The 16587-nt window shown below is 61.2% G+C and carries 14 protein-coding genes and 1 pseudogene; 1 reads left to right on the top strand and 14 read right to left on the bottom strand.

The genetic code is table 11. The annotated features are described in order from the left end of the window. Positions 1-10: 10 nt before the first annotated feature. The 7 genes and pseudogenes from U8326_RS03490 to U8326_RS03460 form a co-directional block, all read right to left on the bottom strand. Positions 11-1018, bottom strand: coding sequence for a 2Fe-2S iron-sulfur cluster binding domain-containing protein (locus tag U8326_RS03490; protein ID WP_324742382.1), 1008 nt, complete (start codon positions 1016-1018; stop codon positions 11-13). 450 nt (positions 1019-1468) lie between these two features. After that, on the bottom strand, positions 1469-1603 hold the full coding sequence (locus U8326_RS03485; protein WP_324741103.1) for a hypothetical protein: 135 nt from the start codon (positions 1601-1603) through the stop codon (positions 1469-1471). Further along, a complete protein-coding gene (locus tag U8326_RS03480) occupies positions 1600-2100 on the bottom strand; it encodes a type II toxin-antitoxin system VapC family toxin (protein WP_324741101.1) in 501 nt (166 codons plus the stop codon). The genes U8326_RS03485 and U8326_RS03480 overlap by 4 nt, the downstream gene beginning before the upstream one ends. Further along, entirely contained in the window at positions 2093-2947 is an 855-nt protein-coding gene (locus U8326_RS03475; RefSeq protein ID WP_324741099.1) for a hypothetical protein, read from the bottom strand. Before U8326_RS03475 ends, U8326_RS03480 begins: the two co-directional genes overlap by 8 nt. A 117-nt stretch (positions 2948-3064) precedes the next feature. Next, positions 3065-4045, bottom strand: coding sequence for an IS1595 family transposase (locus tag U8326_RS03470; protein WP_324741097.1), 981 nt, complete (start codon positions 4043-4045; stop codon positions 3065-3067). A gap of 231 nt (positions 4046-4276) precedes the next feature. Further along, positions 4277-5481 (bottom strand): annotated as a pseudogene (locus U8326_RS03465) (thiolase family protein). After that, on the bottom strand, positions 5474-6412 hold the full coding sequence (locus tag U8326_RS03460) for an alpha/beta fold hydrolase (protein ID WP_416385525.1): 939 nt from the start codon (positions 6410-6412) through the stop codon (positions 5474-5476). The pseudogene U8326_RS03465 and the gene U8326_RS03460 overlap by 8 nt, the downstream one beginning before the upstream one ends. A gap of 234 nt (positions 6413-6646) precedes the next feature. Between U8326_RS03460 and U8326_RS03455 the strand changes: the two genes are divergently transcribed. Beyond that, positions 6647-7648: a LysR family transcriptional regulator gene (locus U8326_RS03455; RefSeq protein WP_324742380.1), complete on the top strand. Its 1002-nt coding sequence runs from the start codon at positions 6647-6649 to the stop codon at positions 7646-7648. A 30-nt stretch (positions 7649-7678) separates the two neighbouring features. On the opposite strand, the gene U8326_RS03450 is transcribed toward U8326_RS03455, so the two are convergent. The 7 genes from U8326_RS03450 to U8326_RS03420 all read right to left on the bottom strand — a co-directional run bounded on the left by U8326_RS03450 (position 7679) and on the right by U8326_RS03420 (position 16581). Next, positions 7679-8728 carry an alcohol dehydrogenase gene (locus U8326_RS03450; protein WP_324742379.1) on the bottom strand — a complete coding sequence of 350 codons (1050 nt, stop codon included), beginning with the start codon at positions 8726-8728 and terminating at the stop codon, positions 7679-7681. A gap of 1 nt (position 8729) precedes the next feature. Then, positions 8730-9683, bottom strand: coding sequence for an alpha/beta hydrolase (locus tag U8326_RS03445; protein WP_324742377.1), 954 nt, complete (start codon positions 9681-9683; stop codon positions 8730-8732). Further along, positions 9676-11325 carry an NAD(P)/FAD-dependent oxidoreductase gene (locus tag U8326_RS03440; protein WP_324742375.1) on the bottom strand — a complete coding sequence of 550 codons (1650 nt, stop codon included), beginning with the start codon at positions 11323-11325 and terminating at the stop codon, positions 9676-9678. Before U8326_RS03440 ends, U8326_RS03445 begins: the two co-directional genes overlap by 8 nt. 10 nt (positions 11326-11335) lie before the next feature. After that, entirely contained in the window at positions 11336-12814 is a 1479-nt protein-coding gene (locus U8326_RS03435; protein ID WP_324742373.1) for an aldehyde dehydrogenase family protein, read from the bottom strand. An 81-nt stretch (positions 12815-12895) separates the two neighbouring features. After that, positions 12896-14080, bottom strand: coding sequence for an LLM class flavin-dependent oxidoreductase (locus tag U8326_RS03430; RefSeq protein ID WP_324742371.1), 1185 nt, complete (start codon positions 14078-14080; stop codon positions 12896-12898). 108 nt (positions 14081-14188) lie between these two features. Further along, positions 14189-15376 (bottom strand): CoA transferase, encoded by a 1188-nt coding sequence (locus U8326_RS03425; RefSeq protein WP_324742369.1) that lies wholly within the window; start codon positions 15374-15376, stop codon positions 14189-14191. Between the two features lie 203 nt (positions 15377-15579). Then, the gene (locus U8326_RS03420; protein ID WP_324742368.1) at positions 15580-16581 is read right to left on the bottom strand and encodes an inorganic phosphate transporter; all 1002 of its coding nucleotides are present in this window, start codon (positions 16579-16581) and stop codon (positions 15580-15582) included. Between the last annotated feature and the right edge of the window lie 6 nt (positions 16582-16587).

Genomic DNA, 16587 nt, shown 5'->3' with positions numbered 1-16587 from the left:
CGGACGGGTCTCAGTTTCCACCCGTGCTGGCATCAGTGAACTTGTCGTAATGAATGTCGTCGATCGGCACGCCCTGCGATGTGAGAGCCGCGACACCCGCATCGATCATGACGGGCGGCCCGCACATATAGGCCTGCAGCCCATCAACGCCCCCAAGCTCGGCGATGGCGGCGGGAATTTCCGCAGTGACCATGCCGAACCTCCGGCCCGGCGCTTCGGTTTGGGAAAGCACGGGCCAGAACTCGAATTTGCCCTTCCAGCGCCGGCCGATTTCCGCGATCTCATCGAGATAATAGAGATCGCGTTCCTCACGGCCACCGAAGAGAAGTATCGCATCGCGCTGGACAGACCGGGACACGGCGTCTTCAAGCAGGCTCATCAGGGGCGACAGGCCGCTGCCCCCGCCGACCAGCAGGATCGGGCCATCACCGTCATGCAGCCAGAAATGGCCATGCGGCGCTTCGATCTCGAAAGCGGCATCGTCCAGTTCGCCCTTGAACAGGGCTTCGGTGAATGCGCCGCCGGGCACCTTGCGGATGAAGGTGGACAGACGGGTGCGCCCTCCCTCCCCCGGTTCGGTGCTGAAAGAATAGGAACGCGGGCCGGGGCCACCGGGCCACCGGACATTCATGTACTGGCCTGCCTTGTACGATACTGAACGTTCCACTTCCCAGCTGACCAGCTTGATGTCGTGAGTCAGATCGCGCGTTTCCACGATGCGCCCGGAAACCGTTTCCGCATGAGACGCAGCCGCCTCGAGATCGACCGCGATCTCGATATCGGATTGCGGAACCGCCTGGCATGAAAGGATATAGCCGGCGGTCAGTTCCTCGCGACTCAAGGTGTAACCGAACGGGGTGATCGCATCGACCTTGCCGGACAGCAGTTTCGAGCGGCAGCTTCCGCAAGTGCCGACGGTGCAATCGTGAGGAAACTCAAAGCCCTGCGCAAGTGCGGCCTCCAGAACTGTCTGGTTCTTGCCCACTTCGAAATCGATCTCCGTTCCGGAGATTCGCACACGTTTATTAGGCTTCTTAGCGAACAAGTTCTTGAACAAGCTTCACGTCCTCTTCACCAACTCCAACCGGATACCCATCCAAGATACTGATATCCGCTGGCTTTTTTCCGCTCAAATACCATCACGCAGACCGGAATCACGCCGGAACGGTTTGCGTATGCCATTCACGCAAAACCTTTGAACCTTTAGTGAATGATATACAAGGAAAGGATGTCACCCAAAGGTCGCGGCTGGAACTCTTTGGCGATTATAGCGTTTACAAACCACGCAGCGTTGTGACCGCGGCGACGACCAAAACCAAAGCCGCCATGGCAATCAGACCCAGAACCACATTGCCCAATGTGCGGGATGTGCGACGTGAAAATCTGAAAAATCGTGGGTCATCCGCGACGGCGATCAGGAAGGCGGCAGATAGCAGTGTGCCGACAAGCCCACTTGCCATAGGCCAAGTCATTCCGGCTTTTTGACCGGCTTCTGCTTCACCAGCTTCTTCATCCGCTCGTCAAAGTGCTTCTCGTCGTCGTCGCACTCCAGGTCGCGCGCCGCTTCCTTGAACTTGTCGAGCTGGGGTTTCCGGTCGTTCAATTTCCCTCTCCTTCTCGGTTGAAGAGGTTTTCTCCGTCAATCATGGACGGCTTACAGATTTCCAATGGAAGCCCGTCTGCACGGTTGCAAACAATACCGAGCAGATCGCTAGAATCCCAAGTGTGGAGTTGATCGACGTTCCACTGAATCGCAGTCGCAAGATGGATGCCGTCGCTTGGCTTGCTCAATTTGGATTGGGACCGAAGCAGTGTCTTCGCGAGCCGAGCAATGACCAAATCGACTTGTGCAATGTAGACCCAATCTTGATTAAACAGGTCGTCGATTTTGTCGTCATTCTCCGGGGATAGGCCAGTTTTTCCACCCTCGCATTTTACCTTGTAGACTTCGGCAATGCAGAAAGCGCTTGTCCAGATCTCAATCTCACCGTGCTTGGCCTTCTCCCAAACAACTTCGAGTTCTTGCGCCTTGTCCGTTTCCCCGTTCAAGAGACCGAGCCACGCGCAGGCGTCCCAATACACCTTTTTGCGGTCAGTCATCGGAATACCCCCACAACTTATCGAGATGCTCGACTGGGGATTTTCCGCTTAACAGGTCGATTTCGCGTAGCTCTTTCAAATTTACATCTCGCGGCGACACATCTTCCATGTCTACCGCACTGACCCGCGAAATTTGGCCATCCCGGTCGTAATATATTCGACCCTTAACGCGGATACGCTTGTTCGTCCAAGCGTCAGCCCAACTATGCGCGGGCCCCACCTTAGCGGCCAGGTCGTCACTCAAGACGCAAGGAACAAGCGACCCGCTCAATCTATCCTTGATGTAGAGCGCAGGTTTGCCGTGGTAGGTGTCGGTTCGGCCGACATGGGCGTCAATCACCCCAAATTCAGAATGGCTCTTATCTTCAGTTTCAGCAGCGGCCTCGGCGCGTTCAAGAGACTTCAAACTAGCCCTGGCCGAACGTTCAACCAAGATGGTTTGGGGGGCGTCTTCCTCAAGAACAATTGCCGTCTTCCCAACCCCATTGAGGTTGCGACGCAGAAATTGCTTAGCGACGGAGGACTTCTGGCGAAGCCATGGCGACACTGAGCCCCCCTCCCGGAGCGCAGCCATATCGCGCGAGAATCGCTGCTTACCGCGATGAACTAGCGGGCCTGCTACGACTTCGGGGTCATCAGTGTATGCGACAGCAGTCACGGTGGCGGGAGAATTCTTGGATAGGTGTTCTAGCCGCCAGCGAATCTTCTCGCCTCCCGGCTCTTGCGAAATCGCAGCAGTCAGTAGCTCAAACGCATCCTTGAACTGGTCGAGCGTGTCGAACACCGTGAGAGGTCCATCCTCTCCGATGTTGGATTCTACCTGAATCGTGACACGTTCGGTGGTCATGCAGCACTCCGGTTATCAGAAGGGTAGCATGGCCAAAAAGCGTTGTGAATCGACTAATTTTTGGCGGTTTTCCGTGGTTTTCGCGATTTAGTCCGCCACCGGCTGCGATACCTCTTCTCAAGCTTCGATGCGGACACCTTCTGCGCTGTTAGTTGCTGTATAGGTCAACCGCTTGCCGACAATCCCGGTCAGCGCCGCAGTGGCGCGGTCGCTGTCGTTGCAGCCAAGGGCTTCCCGGTTGCTGTAGCGGAAGTCGAACTCCGCAAGGTAGCGATGCAGGTGCTGCTCGCCACAGTGCTGGTAGATGCCGCGCATGCCGCGCTTGAAGATTGAGAAGTAGCCTTCGACCGTGTTGGTATGGATTTCGGGCTGGCCCTTGCGGACATACTCGAAACCGGCATGCAGGACGCGGTTGTGCTCGGCAAACTCCTTGCCGACATTCCAGTAGAGCCGGGCTTCGTCCGTCATCAGGCGCGCTTCCTTGGCGATGTTGGCGCGCAGGATCGGGTGAATGTCCTTGGCGGTCAGGTTGGGGTCGGTGAACGAACGAACCTTGCCGGTCTCACGATCCACCAGCGCCAGCACCTTCATCTTGTGGCCGCCACCCTTCTTGACCGGCTTGCCCTTCTGGTGGCCGATGTAGGTTTCATCGACTTCGACCATGGTACCGTTGCCGCCGAACGGGGCAAGATCGCCAGAGCGCATGGCTTCACGAATACGGTGGGCGAGGAACCACGCCGCCTTGTAGCTGATTTCCAGAACGCGGTGGAGCTGGTGGGCGCTGATGCCCTTCTTGCTCGACATGATAAGGTGAACGGCCTGGAGCATGATATGCAGGGGCAGGCGGGCATGTTCGAACACAGTGCCCACCTTCACGGTGAACTGCTTGCGGCACTCGCCACACTTCTTGAGGCCGTAGCGGACATTGCCAGCGCGCTCGCCCTTACGGGTGTTATGAACAACGCCTTCCAGCTTGTAGACCCGACCGCCGACTACACCGCAATGCGGGCAGACGACGCCATTGGCCCAGACGATGCTTTCCAGATATTCGAAGGCGGCGGCTTCGTCGTGAAAGCGGGGATGAGAGAGAACGGACATGGAATTGCTCCTTGCCCATTTCTCTACCGGAATCGTGTGGGTTTGTAAACGCTATAATCGCCAACTCTTTTGCAAATCGCAGCCGAGCTTACCGCCTCGCCTGTCTGGGGCAAAGGAAAAGCGGCGGATGCGCGGTCCGCGACAGGAATCGCAAGATTTGCGATAAATCCGCAAATGACCTGCGAACCCGTCCCCATGGCGAGCAGCGCAGGCCAGGATTGAAGCGCTGCTCTAGCCCGGAATCTCCAGCAAAGCGGCGGACCCCATGCCCCCCGCCACGCACATCGACACCACGGCGTAGCGCACGCCGCGCCGCTTCGCTTCGATCAAGGCATGTCCGGTGATGCGGCTTCCGGTCATGCCGAAGGGGTGCCCCAGCGCGATGCCACCGCCGTTGACATTGAATTTGTCGGGGTCGATGCCAAGCTTGTCGCGGCAATAGATCACCTGGCTGGCGAATGCCTCGTTGATTTCCCAAAGGCCGATATCGTCGATGGAAAGTCCGGCGCGGTCCAGCAGCTTCGGGATGGCGAAGACCGGCCCGATCCCCATTTCCTCGGGCGCGCAGCCGGCAGACTGAAAACCCCGGAAAATCCCGAGAATCGGCAACCCTTCACGCTCCGCCGTCTCGCGATCCATCAGCACCTGGGCGGAAGCGCCGTCGGAAAGCTGGCTGGCATTCCCGGCGGTGACATTACGCCCCTCCTTGATGAGGGCGCCGTCCTTCCACACCGGCTTGAGCTTGGCCAAGCCTTCGAGCGTCGTATCCGGGCGGATGCCCTCGTCCTGCGCGAGCGTCACTTCCTCCGCGCCGGATACGGTGCCATCCTTTTCGAGGATGTTCTTGCGGACGGTGATCGGCACGATCTCGTCCGCGAACCTGCCCGCGCCCGTAGCGGCGGCGGCGCGCTGATGGCTTTGCAGCGCATATTCGTCCTGCGCTTCCCGGCTGATGCCATAGCGTTCCGCGACCACTTCGGCGGTTTCGATCATCGCCATATAGGCATGGGGAACATGGTCGATAACGACCTGCGGCTGGGAACGGAAATTCGGCGCATGATTGTTGCGGGTCAGGGACACCGATTCCCCCCGCCCGCGACCGCCACATCCATGTCCCCGGCGATGATCCCGCGCGCGGCGAAGGCAATGGCGGTCAGGCCCGAGGCGCATTTGCGGTCAAGCGACGTGCCGGGCACCGAGAGAGGAAGCCCCGCGGCGAAAACGGTGGTGCGGCCCAGATTGTTGCCCTGCGTGCCCCACTGCACCGCCACGCCCATCGCCACATCCTCGATACGCGCGGGATCGATGCCTGCGCGCTCGACCGCGGCATTGACGACATGGGCGGTCAGCTGGGGAGCATCCGTATCGTTGAAGGCGCCGCGCTGGGCGCGGCCGATGGCGGTGCGGGCGGTGGATACGATGGCGGCTTCACGCATGATCTGGGCTTTCAAAACGGGATTTCAGAAACTCGCGCGTTTCGCGCAGGAAATCCTCTCGGCATTGATGATGGAGCCAGTGGCTGGCTCCGGCGAAGGTTACTACACGATGGTCGCGCAAGCGCGCCAGACGCTTCTCGGAGGGAATGGGAATCCAGCTTGCGTCCCCATAGGCCAGCAGCACAGGGCACGAGATGGCATCCAGGATGTCGTCCAGATCATGACCTTTCGCATCCTCGGGGGCACGGGGGCGAACGGCCGGATCGAATTTCCAGCGGACGGAGCCGTCGGGATTGGTGACGATGGCGTGCCGGGCGAGATGCATGATCGTTTGATGGTCCAGCAGCGGTTGTTCCTGCTGCATTCGCTCCGTCGCCGCAGCAAGGGAGGAATAGCTGCGCGGCAGTCTCGCCCGGCGCTTGCGTTCCTCATCGATCCATCCCCTCAGCCTCACGGGGAAAGGCGTGGGGTGGATCTGGTCATCCCGCACGATGGGAAGCTCGATGCATTCGATCCCGCAAAAGGCGCCGATCCGCTCCGGAAAAGCAGCCGCGAGGCGCAGGCCGAGAACCCCGCCGAGCGAGTGGCACACCAGGGCGAGCCGCTCCAGCCCCAGCGCGTCCATGATATCGGCCAGATCGATGATATAGTTCGCGATCCCGTAGGAGCCGGCGCCTGCCCAATCGCTATCGCCATGGCCGCGCAGGTCGGGCGCGAACACATGATAATCGGCGGCTAGTTCATTCGCAATCCAGTCCCAGCTTCGCGCGTGATCGCGCAATCCGTGGATCAGCATGACCGCAGGCCTGGCCGGATCTCCCCATTCGAGAACGTTCAGCCGGCGCCCATCACTCAGAATCGAGTGGGATCGGGGATTTGCGTATGCAATCTGCCCGGCATCAGCCGTTTCAATGGATGAGTCCCCCGGCAAGTTCATGGTTTTCTCAAGCTCCCGCACCAAACCGATATTGTTTCGGAAAAACAGGATTACAAGCGCCAATGACTTTCCCTGCGCCGCCAATATCGCACCCTATCTCAGCGCAACCCATCAAAAAACGCGGTCCCGTCCCTCAAACGCATGATCGCGACGGGACCAAAAACTTGACTCGCTGATGCGCGTGCCGAAGAACCCGCCAATCCCCGAAGTCGTCCAGAAGGAAGCACGATGGACATCAAGCACCTGCGGTATTTCGTTGCGATGGCCGAGGCAGGCAGCCTGATGAAGGCATCGGAACGCCTGCATGTCGCGCAGCCCGCATTGAGCGTTCACCTGTCCAATCTGGAGCTGGAACTCGGGGTAAAGCTGTTCGAGAGAAGCCACAGGGGCATCACTCTCACCGATCAGGGCCAATTGCTCTATGAGCGGGCCATCACCCTGCTGCGCTACCACAGCGAAGCAATTCTGGGGCTGAAGAGAAACAAGGCCAAGCCGGCCGGCACCGTTTCCATAGGGATGCCCTCCACCATGCCGGCCCTCTTCGCGCCCCCGCTATACAAGGCGATGCGCGAAGCCCTGCCGGACGTCAGCCTCTATATTCTCGATGCCAGCAGCCCCGCCGTTTACGAATGGCTGCAGAACGGCAAGATCGATTTCGCCATCCTTTTCAACATCCCCGAAGACATCGGACTTTCGCTTTCGCCTTTGTTTATCGAGGATTATTGGCTTTTCGGACAATTCGACGAAGAAGAAGACGACGTCGACATACCGTTCTACGACGTTTTCGATTTCCCGCTGGCCCTGCCCTGCCGGTCGACCGCCTGGAGAAAGATCCTGGAAGAACATGCCGACCATCTCGGCAAGTCGCTTTCCGTCAACTTCGAAAGCGAATCCTACATGGGGCTGCGTTCCCTGGCGATGTCAGGCGAATGCTACACCATCCTGCCCCGCTCCAGCATCATCCAGGACCATCTCAATGGTTTCGTGCAGGCCCGCCGCATCATTGAGCCTGAAATCAGGGGCATCCTTTCGCTTGCCAATCTGCAGAGCAAGGACCTGACCGACGCCCAAAAGGCCACCCGAGAGGTTTTGACCGCCACTATCCGGCAAGTGGCAAACGAATTGGGCCTCGGCTCGAAAGGCTCCCCCTCGCGCAAGGTGTGCCCTGGCTCCCTGTTCGGAGGGGACAGGCGGGTACCCCGCCCCGCTCACAGGCCGATCTCTCCCTGAAGACCGGCCTGCCGCCGGTTTCTGGGCCGACTACCAGGTAAGAACGGCGCGGCCCGTCACCTTGCCTTCCTTGAGGTCGATCAATGTCTGATTGGCCTCGTCCGCCGGGCAGCATTGCAAGGGCGTGGGCGCCAGCTTGCCGGAATTGGCAAGCTCCAGCACATCGTGCAGATCCTGCGGAGTTCCGACCAGATTGCCGTAGACGGTCAACCCCATGAAGATCATGGTCGCCAGCGAGAGCGTCAGCTCGCCGCCAGCCACCCCGACCAGCACCAGCTTGCCGCCCTTGTCGAGACAGTCGAGCGCGGCCCGTGCCGTATGATCGTTGTTCACCATGTCGATCGCCGCCGGAACCTTGCCGACCGCTTCGATGACCTTTTCCGCCAGATTGCCCGCCGAACCGTCGATAATGGTGGTGGCGCCCTTCTCCTTCGCCACCTGCAGCTTGGCGGGATCGATATCGACCGTCACGATATTGCGATGATCCATCGCCTTCAGCATCTCGACCGCCATGAGGCCCAGCCCCCCGGCGCCGATCAGCAGGATCGGGCTGTCAGGATCGATCGGCATCACCTTCTTGAGCGAGGAATAGATGGTCAGGCCGGAACAGGCATAGGTCGCGGCCAGGGCAGGATCGACATTCCCGGGATCGGCCAGGTAGCGCGAATGCGGCACCACGACATGGCTCGCGAAGCCGCCATTGCGGATCACCCCGATGCCCTTCGGCGTGCGGCACCAATTGTCCAGCCCGTTGTTGCAGTAATAGCAATTCCCGCAGCCAAGCCAGGGGTAGACCACGCGCATGTCGCCGATCTTCACCCCTTCGGCATCCGGGCCAAGGGCAACCACGCGGCCGGCGATCTCATGGCCCGGCGCCCGGGGCAGTTGCACCCCGCGATCGGCAAGTTTCATCACCTTGCCGCCGCCCATATTGTATTCGCCCTTCCAGAAATGGAGATCGGAATGGCAGACGCCGCAATAGGCGGTTTCGATGACGACTTCCGTTCCAGTCGGCTCCGGCGTCTCGAGTTCGAACTTCTCCAGCGGCGCCTTCGCCTCTGTAACCATCCACGCCTTCATGTCATTCTCCGTCGATCTTGGCGGCAAAGGCGCGCGTGAGCGCAGCCATGGCCGCTTGCTCGTAAGCTTGGGTCGCTTCGCAGGGGATCAGCGCGAAGCCGTGATATGCGCCGGGATAGACGTGCATCTCCAGCGCGATCCCCCCGTCGACCAGCCTGCGTGCAAGATCCAGGTTCTCGCCAGCGAACAGGTCGATCGCGCCGGTCGTCATGAAGATGGGCGGCAGGCCGGACACATCCTCGACCCGCCCAGGAACCGCAAACGGGGGCGGATCGGACCGATCCACCTTGGCGAGATAGCTGTCCCACCCGAACTGGTTGTTATCGTGAGTCCAGACATAGACGCCATTATGAGGATGAGGTTCCGTGCGGTCATCCAGCATCGGGAACACCAGCAGCAGGAAGCAGGGCGCGCTGGCCGGATCTTCCCTGAGCTTGAGCGTGGCCGCATAGGCAAGGCCGCCGCCCGCGCTCACCCCTCTCAAGGCGATGCGATCGGCATCGATCGCCAAGGCCGCGGCTTGCTCCCTCAACCATCGGTAGGAGAGCAGCACGTCATCCAGCGGTTCCGGATAGGGATACTCCGGCGCCAGCCGGTAATCCGGGATCAGCGCCGCGCAACCCAGCGCGATCACGGCCTTGCGGACAATATCATGATCCCGGTTGGCCGATCCCGCGACATATCCGCCGCCATGGACATGCAGCAGAACCGGGAGAGGCCTGTCCGAGGAAACGGCGCTGGGCCGGCAGAACAGGCAGCGCAGCTGCGTTCCATCCGGTCGGTCAATGAATATCTCGCTGGTGACGGCTTCGCCATCATCGCCAAGCGAAGGCGGCTCGCCATCCAGCACTCCACGGATTTCTGCCAGGCGGCCCGCAATATCGGACAGGTCCGGCAGCAGCTCGATGAACCTGCGCAGATCGGGCGCGACCTTGGCGAGCGCTCCGTCAGCCATCGGCCATCTCGCGCTTGGGCTGGCTGGCCTGCGCTTCCCCACCGATCAGGAAGCCTTCATAGCCCTGATCCGCGACATCGCGGCACTTGGCCTGATAGGTGTTCACGCCGCCCAGATAAGGCATGAACTTCTGCGGCTTCCCTTCGACATTGGCGCCACGATACCAACTTGCCGCCTTGTTCACCAAGGTGCCTCTGGCAAGCTGATCGACATGATCCATCCAGGCTTCCTGAGCCTCGGCGTCAGCCTCGATGGCCGGGAAGCCACGCTCCCGAAGATAATCGAGGCATTCCGCGATCCAGTCCATATCGTGCTCGACGGACAGGACCATGTTGCTGAAGACGGACGGGCTGCCCGGGCCGGTCACCACGAACATGTTGGGGAAGCCGGCGATGCCGAGGCCCAGATAGGTCTGCGGACCATGGGACCATTGCTCGCGCAGCGATTTGCCTGCGGTCGTCCGGATGTCGATGGCCAGCAGGGCGCCGGTCATCGCGTCATATCCGGTGGCGAGGATCAGCACATCCACCGGGTAGAAGCCCTGCTCGGTGCGAATGCCGTCCTTCTCGATCTGCTGCAGCTTCTCGCTGCGCAAATCTATCAGCGACACATTGTCTCGGTTGTAGGTTTCGTAATAATCGGTGCCCACGCAAACCCGCTTGGCCCCCACGGGATATTCATAGGGCATCAGCTTCCTTGCGGTTTCCGGGTCCTTCACCGCCTCGGCGATCTTGCCGCGCAGAAATTCGCTGACCAGTTCATTAGTCTCTTCATTCCGCAGCAGATCGCTGAAACCATAGAGCACGTTCGGGCCGCCCTTCAGCCAGCGGCGCTCCAGGTCGGCCTTGCGATCTTCCGGACGCACGGCGGCGGCGGGCAGCAGGCCATATTCATGCAGAACCCCGGCGCGGGTATTGCGCGCCATGTCCCGCAATTCACGATAGTTCTCGCGCCAGTATTCTATCCGCGCATCGTTCCATTCCTGGTTGCGGGCTGGAACGCAGAACGCAGGCGTGCGCTGCACGACGGTGAGGTGCTTCGCTTCCTGGGCCAGCAGCGGGATCATCTGGATGCCGGTAGAGCCAGTGCCGATCACGGCGACGTTCTTGTCCGACAGGTCCAGCTTTTCCTTCGGCCATTGCACCGAATGGATCAGCTGCCCGCCGAAATTCTCGATCCCCGGAATATTGGGCTTGTTCGGAACCGACAGGCAGCCCGTCGCCATCACGACATAGCGCGCCTGCAACCTGTCCCCATTTTCGGTTTCGAGGGTCCAGCGATTGGCGGCGTTATCGAAAGTGGCCGCCTTCACGCGCGTATTGAAGCGAATGTCCTTGCGCAGGTTGAGGCGATCCGCGGCGAAGCTGATGTAGCCCTGGATTTCGTTCTGCTTGGCGTAGCGCTCGCTCCAGCGCCATTCCTTCTGCAGTTCCTCGGAAAATGCATAGGCATATTCCAGGCTGTCGACATCGCAGCGCAAGCCGGGATAGCGGTTCCAATACCAGCAGCCGCCGACATCGTCGCCGGCTTCCACCGCCAGGACGTTGAAGCCCGCCTCCCGCATCCGGTACAATCCATAGACGCCGGCAAAGCCGGTGCCGATGATGATCACATCAAACGTGCGTTCGTCATTGTTGCTCATGTTCGGTCTCTCAGGCCAGATTCATCCAGACGGTCTTGGCTGCGAGGAACTCGTCCACTGCATAAGGCCCGCCCTTCACGCCATAACCGCTCTGCCTGGTACCGATGAATGTGACGGCAGGGTCGGTGACGCCATAGCAGTTGGTCCAGACCATGCCGGTGCGGATTGCGTGCGCGACGCGATGGACGCGGCCGACATCCCGGCTCCACACCCCACCGCCGAGGCCGTAGATGGTGTCATTGGCAAGCGCGAGCGCCTCTTCCTCGGTATCGAACGGGATCGCCGCCAGCACCGGGCCGAAGATTTCCTCCCGCGCGATGCGCATGTCGTTCGTCACCCCGGCATAGACCGTGGGCGGGACGAAGAAACCGCCGCCGATGTCGAGTGGCTCGCCACCCGTGACAAGGCGCGCGCCGTCTTCCCGAGCCACCTGGAAGTAGCTCGTTACCCGATCGAGCTGCGCCTGAGACGCCAGCGGGCCGAGCTGGCTTTCCTCGCTTAGCGCCGGGCCGACTTTCAGCTTGCGCCCGACCTCGGCCACGCGCTCCACGAAATCGTCATAGATGCTGCGCTCCACGAACAGGCGGGTGCCCGCGAAGCAGACCTGCCCGGTATTGGTGAAGCAGGCCATGGCCGCGCCGGTGGCCGCCGCGTCGAGGTCGGCGTCCGCAAACACGATGTCCGGAGACTTGCCGCCCAGTTCGACCGCGACGCGCTTCATGTTCGAGGCGGATGCCTCGATGATCTTGCGTCCGGTGACGGTGGAGCCGGTGAAGTTGATCTTGTTCACGTCCATGTGGCCGGCCAGCGCCGCGCCCGCCGTCGGCCCCGGGCCAGGCACCACATTGATGACGCCCGCAGGCACGCCCGCCTCATGCAGGATCTCGGCCATCATCAGCGTGGAGAGGGGCGCTTCCTCCGCCGGCTTGAGCACCAGCGTGCAGCCGGTCGCCAGAGTCGGGCAGATGCTCCACAACTGGGTGATCATCGGCCCGTTCCAGGGGATGATCGCGCCCACGACGCCCACGGGCGCCTTGTGCGAATAGGCCATGAAATTGCCGGGCACGGAATTGCTGAAGATGTCCCCCCGCGTGTTCATGGCCTGCGACGCGTAATAGCGGAAGGTCTGCTGAATCCAGCGCCGGAACAGGCCGGTGCGAGCCAGCGGGGCACCCATGTCGATCGTTTCCAGCCGGGCGAGATCCTCGAAGCGCCGGTCGATTGCCTCGGCCGCCTTCAACATCAGCGCCTGCCGGTCGAACGGGGTCCATTTCGACCATTCGCCCTCGAATGCGGCCCGTGCCGCAGCGACCGCGCGGTCTATGTCTTCGGGACCGCCGCGCGACACCTTGATCGCGGCCAACCCGCGTGAAGGGTCGATGCAATCGAAAGTCTCGCCCGAACTTGCATCTACCCACTCACCTCCGATGAAGAGCTTTTTCACGTCGCCGGTAAGGAAAGGATGAGCGTAGTCGAATGGTGCGTTCATTTCATATCTCTCCCAGGCAGATGCCGGTATGTTGCAGTTGCAAAGGCGCGAACCGGGGAATGCCCCCGGCCCGCAGGTATTTCAGCTATTGGCCTTGAAGTGCGCGACCAGGTCGGGGGACAGCTTGTCCATCCCCTTCTCCCTGGCATATTCTTCCATTTTGGAGCGCACGGCAGCGGTCAGCTCGCCCTTGAAATGGGCATTGTTCTCCCGCAGCCAGGTTTCCGAACGGATGCGGGATTCATTCAGCTTGTTGATCTTCGGGATCGCGAAGCGGGCGATCAGCTCGTAGGAGCGCTTGGTCTGCTCCCAGTCCGCCCAGTGATTGTCCAGGTTGAGGAAGCAGCCGAACCCGCCCGATTGCTCCGACAGCCGGTTCATCTGCGCCACGAAATCGTCCGGTGTGCCGATCACCCCGAACCCGGTTTCGATCATATAGTCCACCGGGTCCTGGCCCGGGGGTGGCGCGAGCGGAATAGCCGCAACCTGCGACATATATTCGATCCACCGTTCCAGCCCGTAGCGGACGTTCTCGCGGGCCTTCTCGCGTGTTTCGGCAACATGAACGGGTCCGACCAGGCGCCAGCCGTTTCGATCCATCTGGTTGCCATGTTCCGCCGCGGTTTCCTCGGCGATCGCCCAGTTGGACGCCAGCGCATTGAACCCGCCAGCCGAAGTCGCGCCGATCGACAGCATCGACAGGCCGAACTTGCCCGCCGCACGCGCCCCGGTCGGCGAGACCTGGCTGGCAGCGGCGATTTCAACGCCGTCGTCATTATAGGGATCGAGCTGGAGCCTGGCTTCCTGCAAGTTGAACCAGTCGGTCTTGGCGGTCACGATCTCATTGTTCAGCAGCCGGACGATCGGCTCGATCGCCTGCTCCATCCGGTCCCGCGCCTCGGCCGTGGGAATACCCATCATATAGGCGTCCGACGGCAGCGAGCCGGGCCCCATGCCGAGAATGGTGCGGCCCTTGGTGATATGGTCGAGCTGCCGGATACGGTCGGCCACCGTGAAGGGATTGTGATAGGGCAGTGAAACCACGCCGGTGCCGAGCTTGATCCGGCTGGTGCGCTGCGAAACCGCGGCAATGAATATTTCCGGGCTGCCGTTGATTTCCCAGCCACTGGAATGATGCTCGCCGATCCAGGCTTCATCGAAGCCCAGCTTCTCCATCCACACCACCCGGTCCATATCCTCTTCGAGGCCCAGCGAGGGGTGCTCGTCGGTCGGGGTATGCGGCGCGATGAATGCACCAAATCTCATGCGCTTCTGCGCCATTCCTTCGTCCTCTCGGTCTCAAAACCAAAACTGGCGTGAGCGATATGGCCTGCCGCTCATGTTCAAACTGAGCAAGCCACACCGCCCGGTCACTTACCTTCCAGCCGCTCTCGCGATCTGATCCTCTTCCAATCCAGTCAATTGCCCCAGAATCTCGGCGGTCGAAGCTCCGAGTTCCTCGCTGGGTTCGGGATTGCGCAAAGGCGCGCCTTCCAGCCGGAGCGGGGTCTGCTGCACCACGATCCGGCCATATTGAGGATGGTCGACATGCAGCAAGGACCCGCGCGCGAACATGTTCTCGTCTTCCATCACCTCCGCCAGAGTCCTTACCGGCGCACAGGCGATACGCGCCCCCATCAGCCGCTCGAACACTTCCTGCGTAGGGAGCTGCGAACTCCACGCGCCGACCATTTCATCGACCTCGTCCATCCGCGCCACACGTTCCTTGAGGGTGGAATAGCGCGGATCGGCACCCAGTTCCCCCTTGCCCATCAGTTCGGACAAGCGGACCCAGTGTTCGTCCCGGGCGCAGATCATCGCGATATGCCCGTCAGCGGTAGGATAGACATTATAGGGGCATTCCGCGAGCCCGCCATGGCGGTTCGCAGTGCGCGCGAACTGCGCCTCGTCGCCCTTGGCCCAGGCAAGGCCCAGGTTGGAGCTGAGCGAAGCATAGATCGAATCCTGCATCGTCACTTCCACGCGGCGGGCCACGCCGGTGCGCTCCCGCTCGTAAAGCGCGGTTGTGATCGCTCCATAGAGATGGATGCCTGCGAAGAAATCCGCGATGGCCGGGCCGCATTTGACCGGCGGACGATCCGGAAAACCCGTCACAAACATGGCGCCGGACATCGCCTGCATCGTCAGGTCCATCGCCGGATAGGATTTATATGGCCCATCCCGGCCATAACCGGAGCTGGCGGCGTAGATCAGGCGCGGGTTGCGCTGCTGAAGCACGTCCGCCCCCAGGCCGAGCCGGTCCATCACGCCGGGCGAGAAATTCTCGACCAGCACATCCGCGCCATCGGCAAGCTCCAGCAACGCCTGCTTGCCTTCCTCGCTCTTGAGATCCAGCGTGATCGAACGCTTGGCACCGTTGAGCATGGCAAAGGGCAAGCCCGCGCCGCCCACGACCGCCCGCTTGCGCAGCGGCTCACCCGCTGGCGGCTCGACCTTGATCACTTCCGCTCCCGCCAGCGCCATCAGATAGGTCGCATAGGGGCCATTGTATATCTGGCTCAGGTCAATAACCCGAAGACCCGTCATAGGGGCCGATGACATGTCATATCCTCAAACTGTTATCTGTCTTGCCCGCCATCGGTGCATCGGGATGCACAAGCCGGACATCAGGGCGAATCCGCAAGGATAAAAGCCCTGAGCATTCCTATCGGCCTAGAGCATGATCTGTCACGCGGCAAAAATAAGATCGAAGTCTAACGCCCATATGTTTTGCCTATGGGCTTCCCCCCCGCAGGCCCGGCGGCTCAAAACAGGCGGGTCAGCAAATAGAACAGGGCGCCCACCACAGCGCTGGCCGGAATGGTGATGAACCAGGCGACGATCACGCGGCTGGCCACGCTCCAGCGCACCGCGCTGGCCCGCCTCGCGGCCCCTGTGCCTACCACGCCGCCGGTGATCGCATGGGTCGTGGAGATCGGGATTCCCATCGCGCTGGCGCTGAACACGACCACCGATCCGGCAGCCGATGCGCAGAAACCCGAATGATGGTTGAGCTTGGTCAGCCTGCTGCCCATCGTCTTGATGATCTTCCAGCCGCCGGCCAGCGTGCCCATGGCAATCGCCATATAGCATGAGATCACCACCCAGTGAGGCACATGGAACTCGCCGCCCATATGGCCCGTGGAATAGAGCAGCACGGCGATTATCCCCATGGTCTTCTGCGCATCGTTGCCGCCATGGCTAATCGAATAGGCGGCCGATGAAATCAGGTGCAGTCCCTTGAAGCTCTTGTTCACCCGCCGCGATTGTATGCCGTGGAAAAGCCAGCTGGTCAGCAGCATCAGCAGCATGGCGATGGCGAAGCCGATCAGAGGGGAAAGGAAGATCGCCGCCACGGTCTTGAGCGTGCCGGAAACCTCGACCGCGGCCGGGCCGGCATGGGTGACGCCGGCCCCGAGAAGCCCGCCGATCAGCGCGTGGCTCGACGACGAGGGAATCCCCTTGAGCCAGGTCAGGACATTCCAGAACATCGCGCCGATCAAGGCGCCAAAGACGACGGCGGGCGTCACCACATCCTTGTCGACGATCCCCTTGCCCACCGTTTCCGCGACGTGAAGCCCGACAACCCAGTAAGCGGCGAAATTGCCGAAAGCCGCAAAGGCAACGGCAGCCAGCGGGGATAGCAGGCGGGTCGAAACGACGGTGGCGATCGCATTCGCCGCATCATGCAGGCCGTTGAGAAAGTCGAACGCCAGGGCCAGCCCGATCAGCCCGACCAGCAGCGGCAAGGAGATGCTGTGATCCATGTTCTT

The sequence above is a fragment of the Tsuneonella sp. CC-YZS046 genome (assembly GCF_035581365.1).
Classification (GTDB): Bacteria; Pseudomonadota; Alphaproteobacteria; order Sphingomonadales; family Sphingomonadaceae; genus JAWKXU01.
Note: the sequence above shows the minus strand (reverse complement) of the source record. Positions and strands in the feature narration are given on the sequence as shown.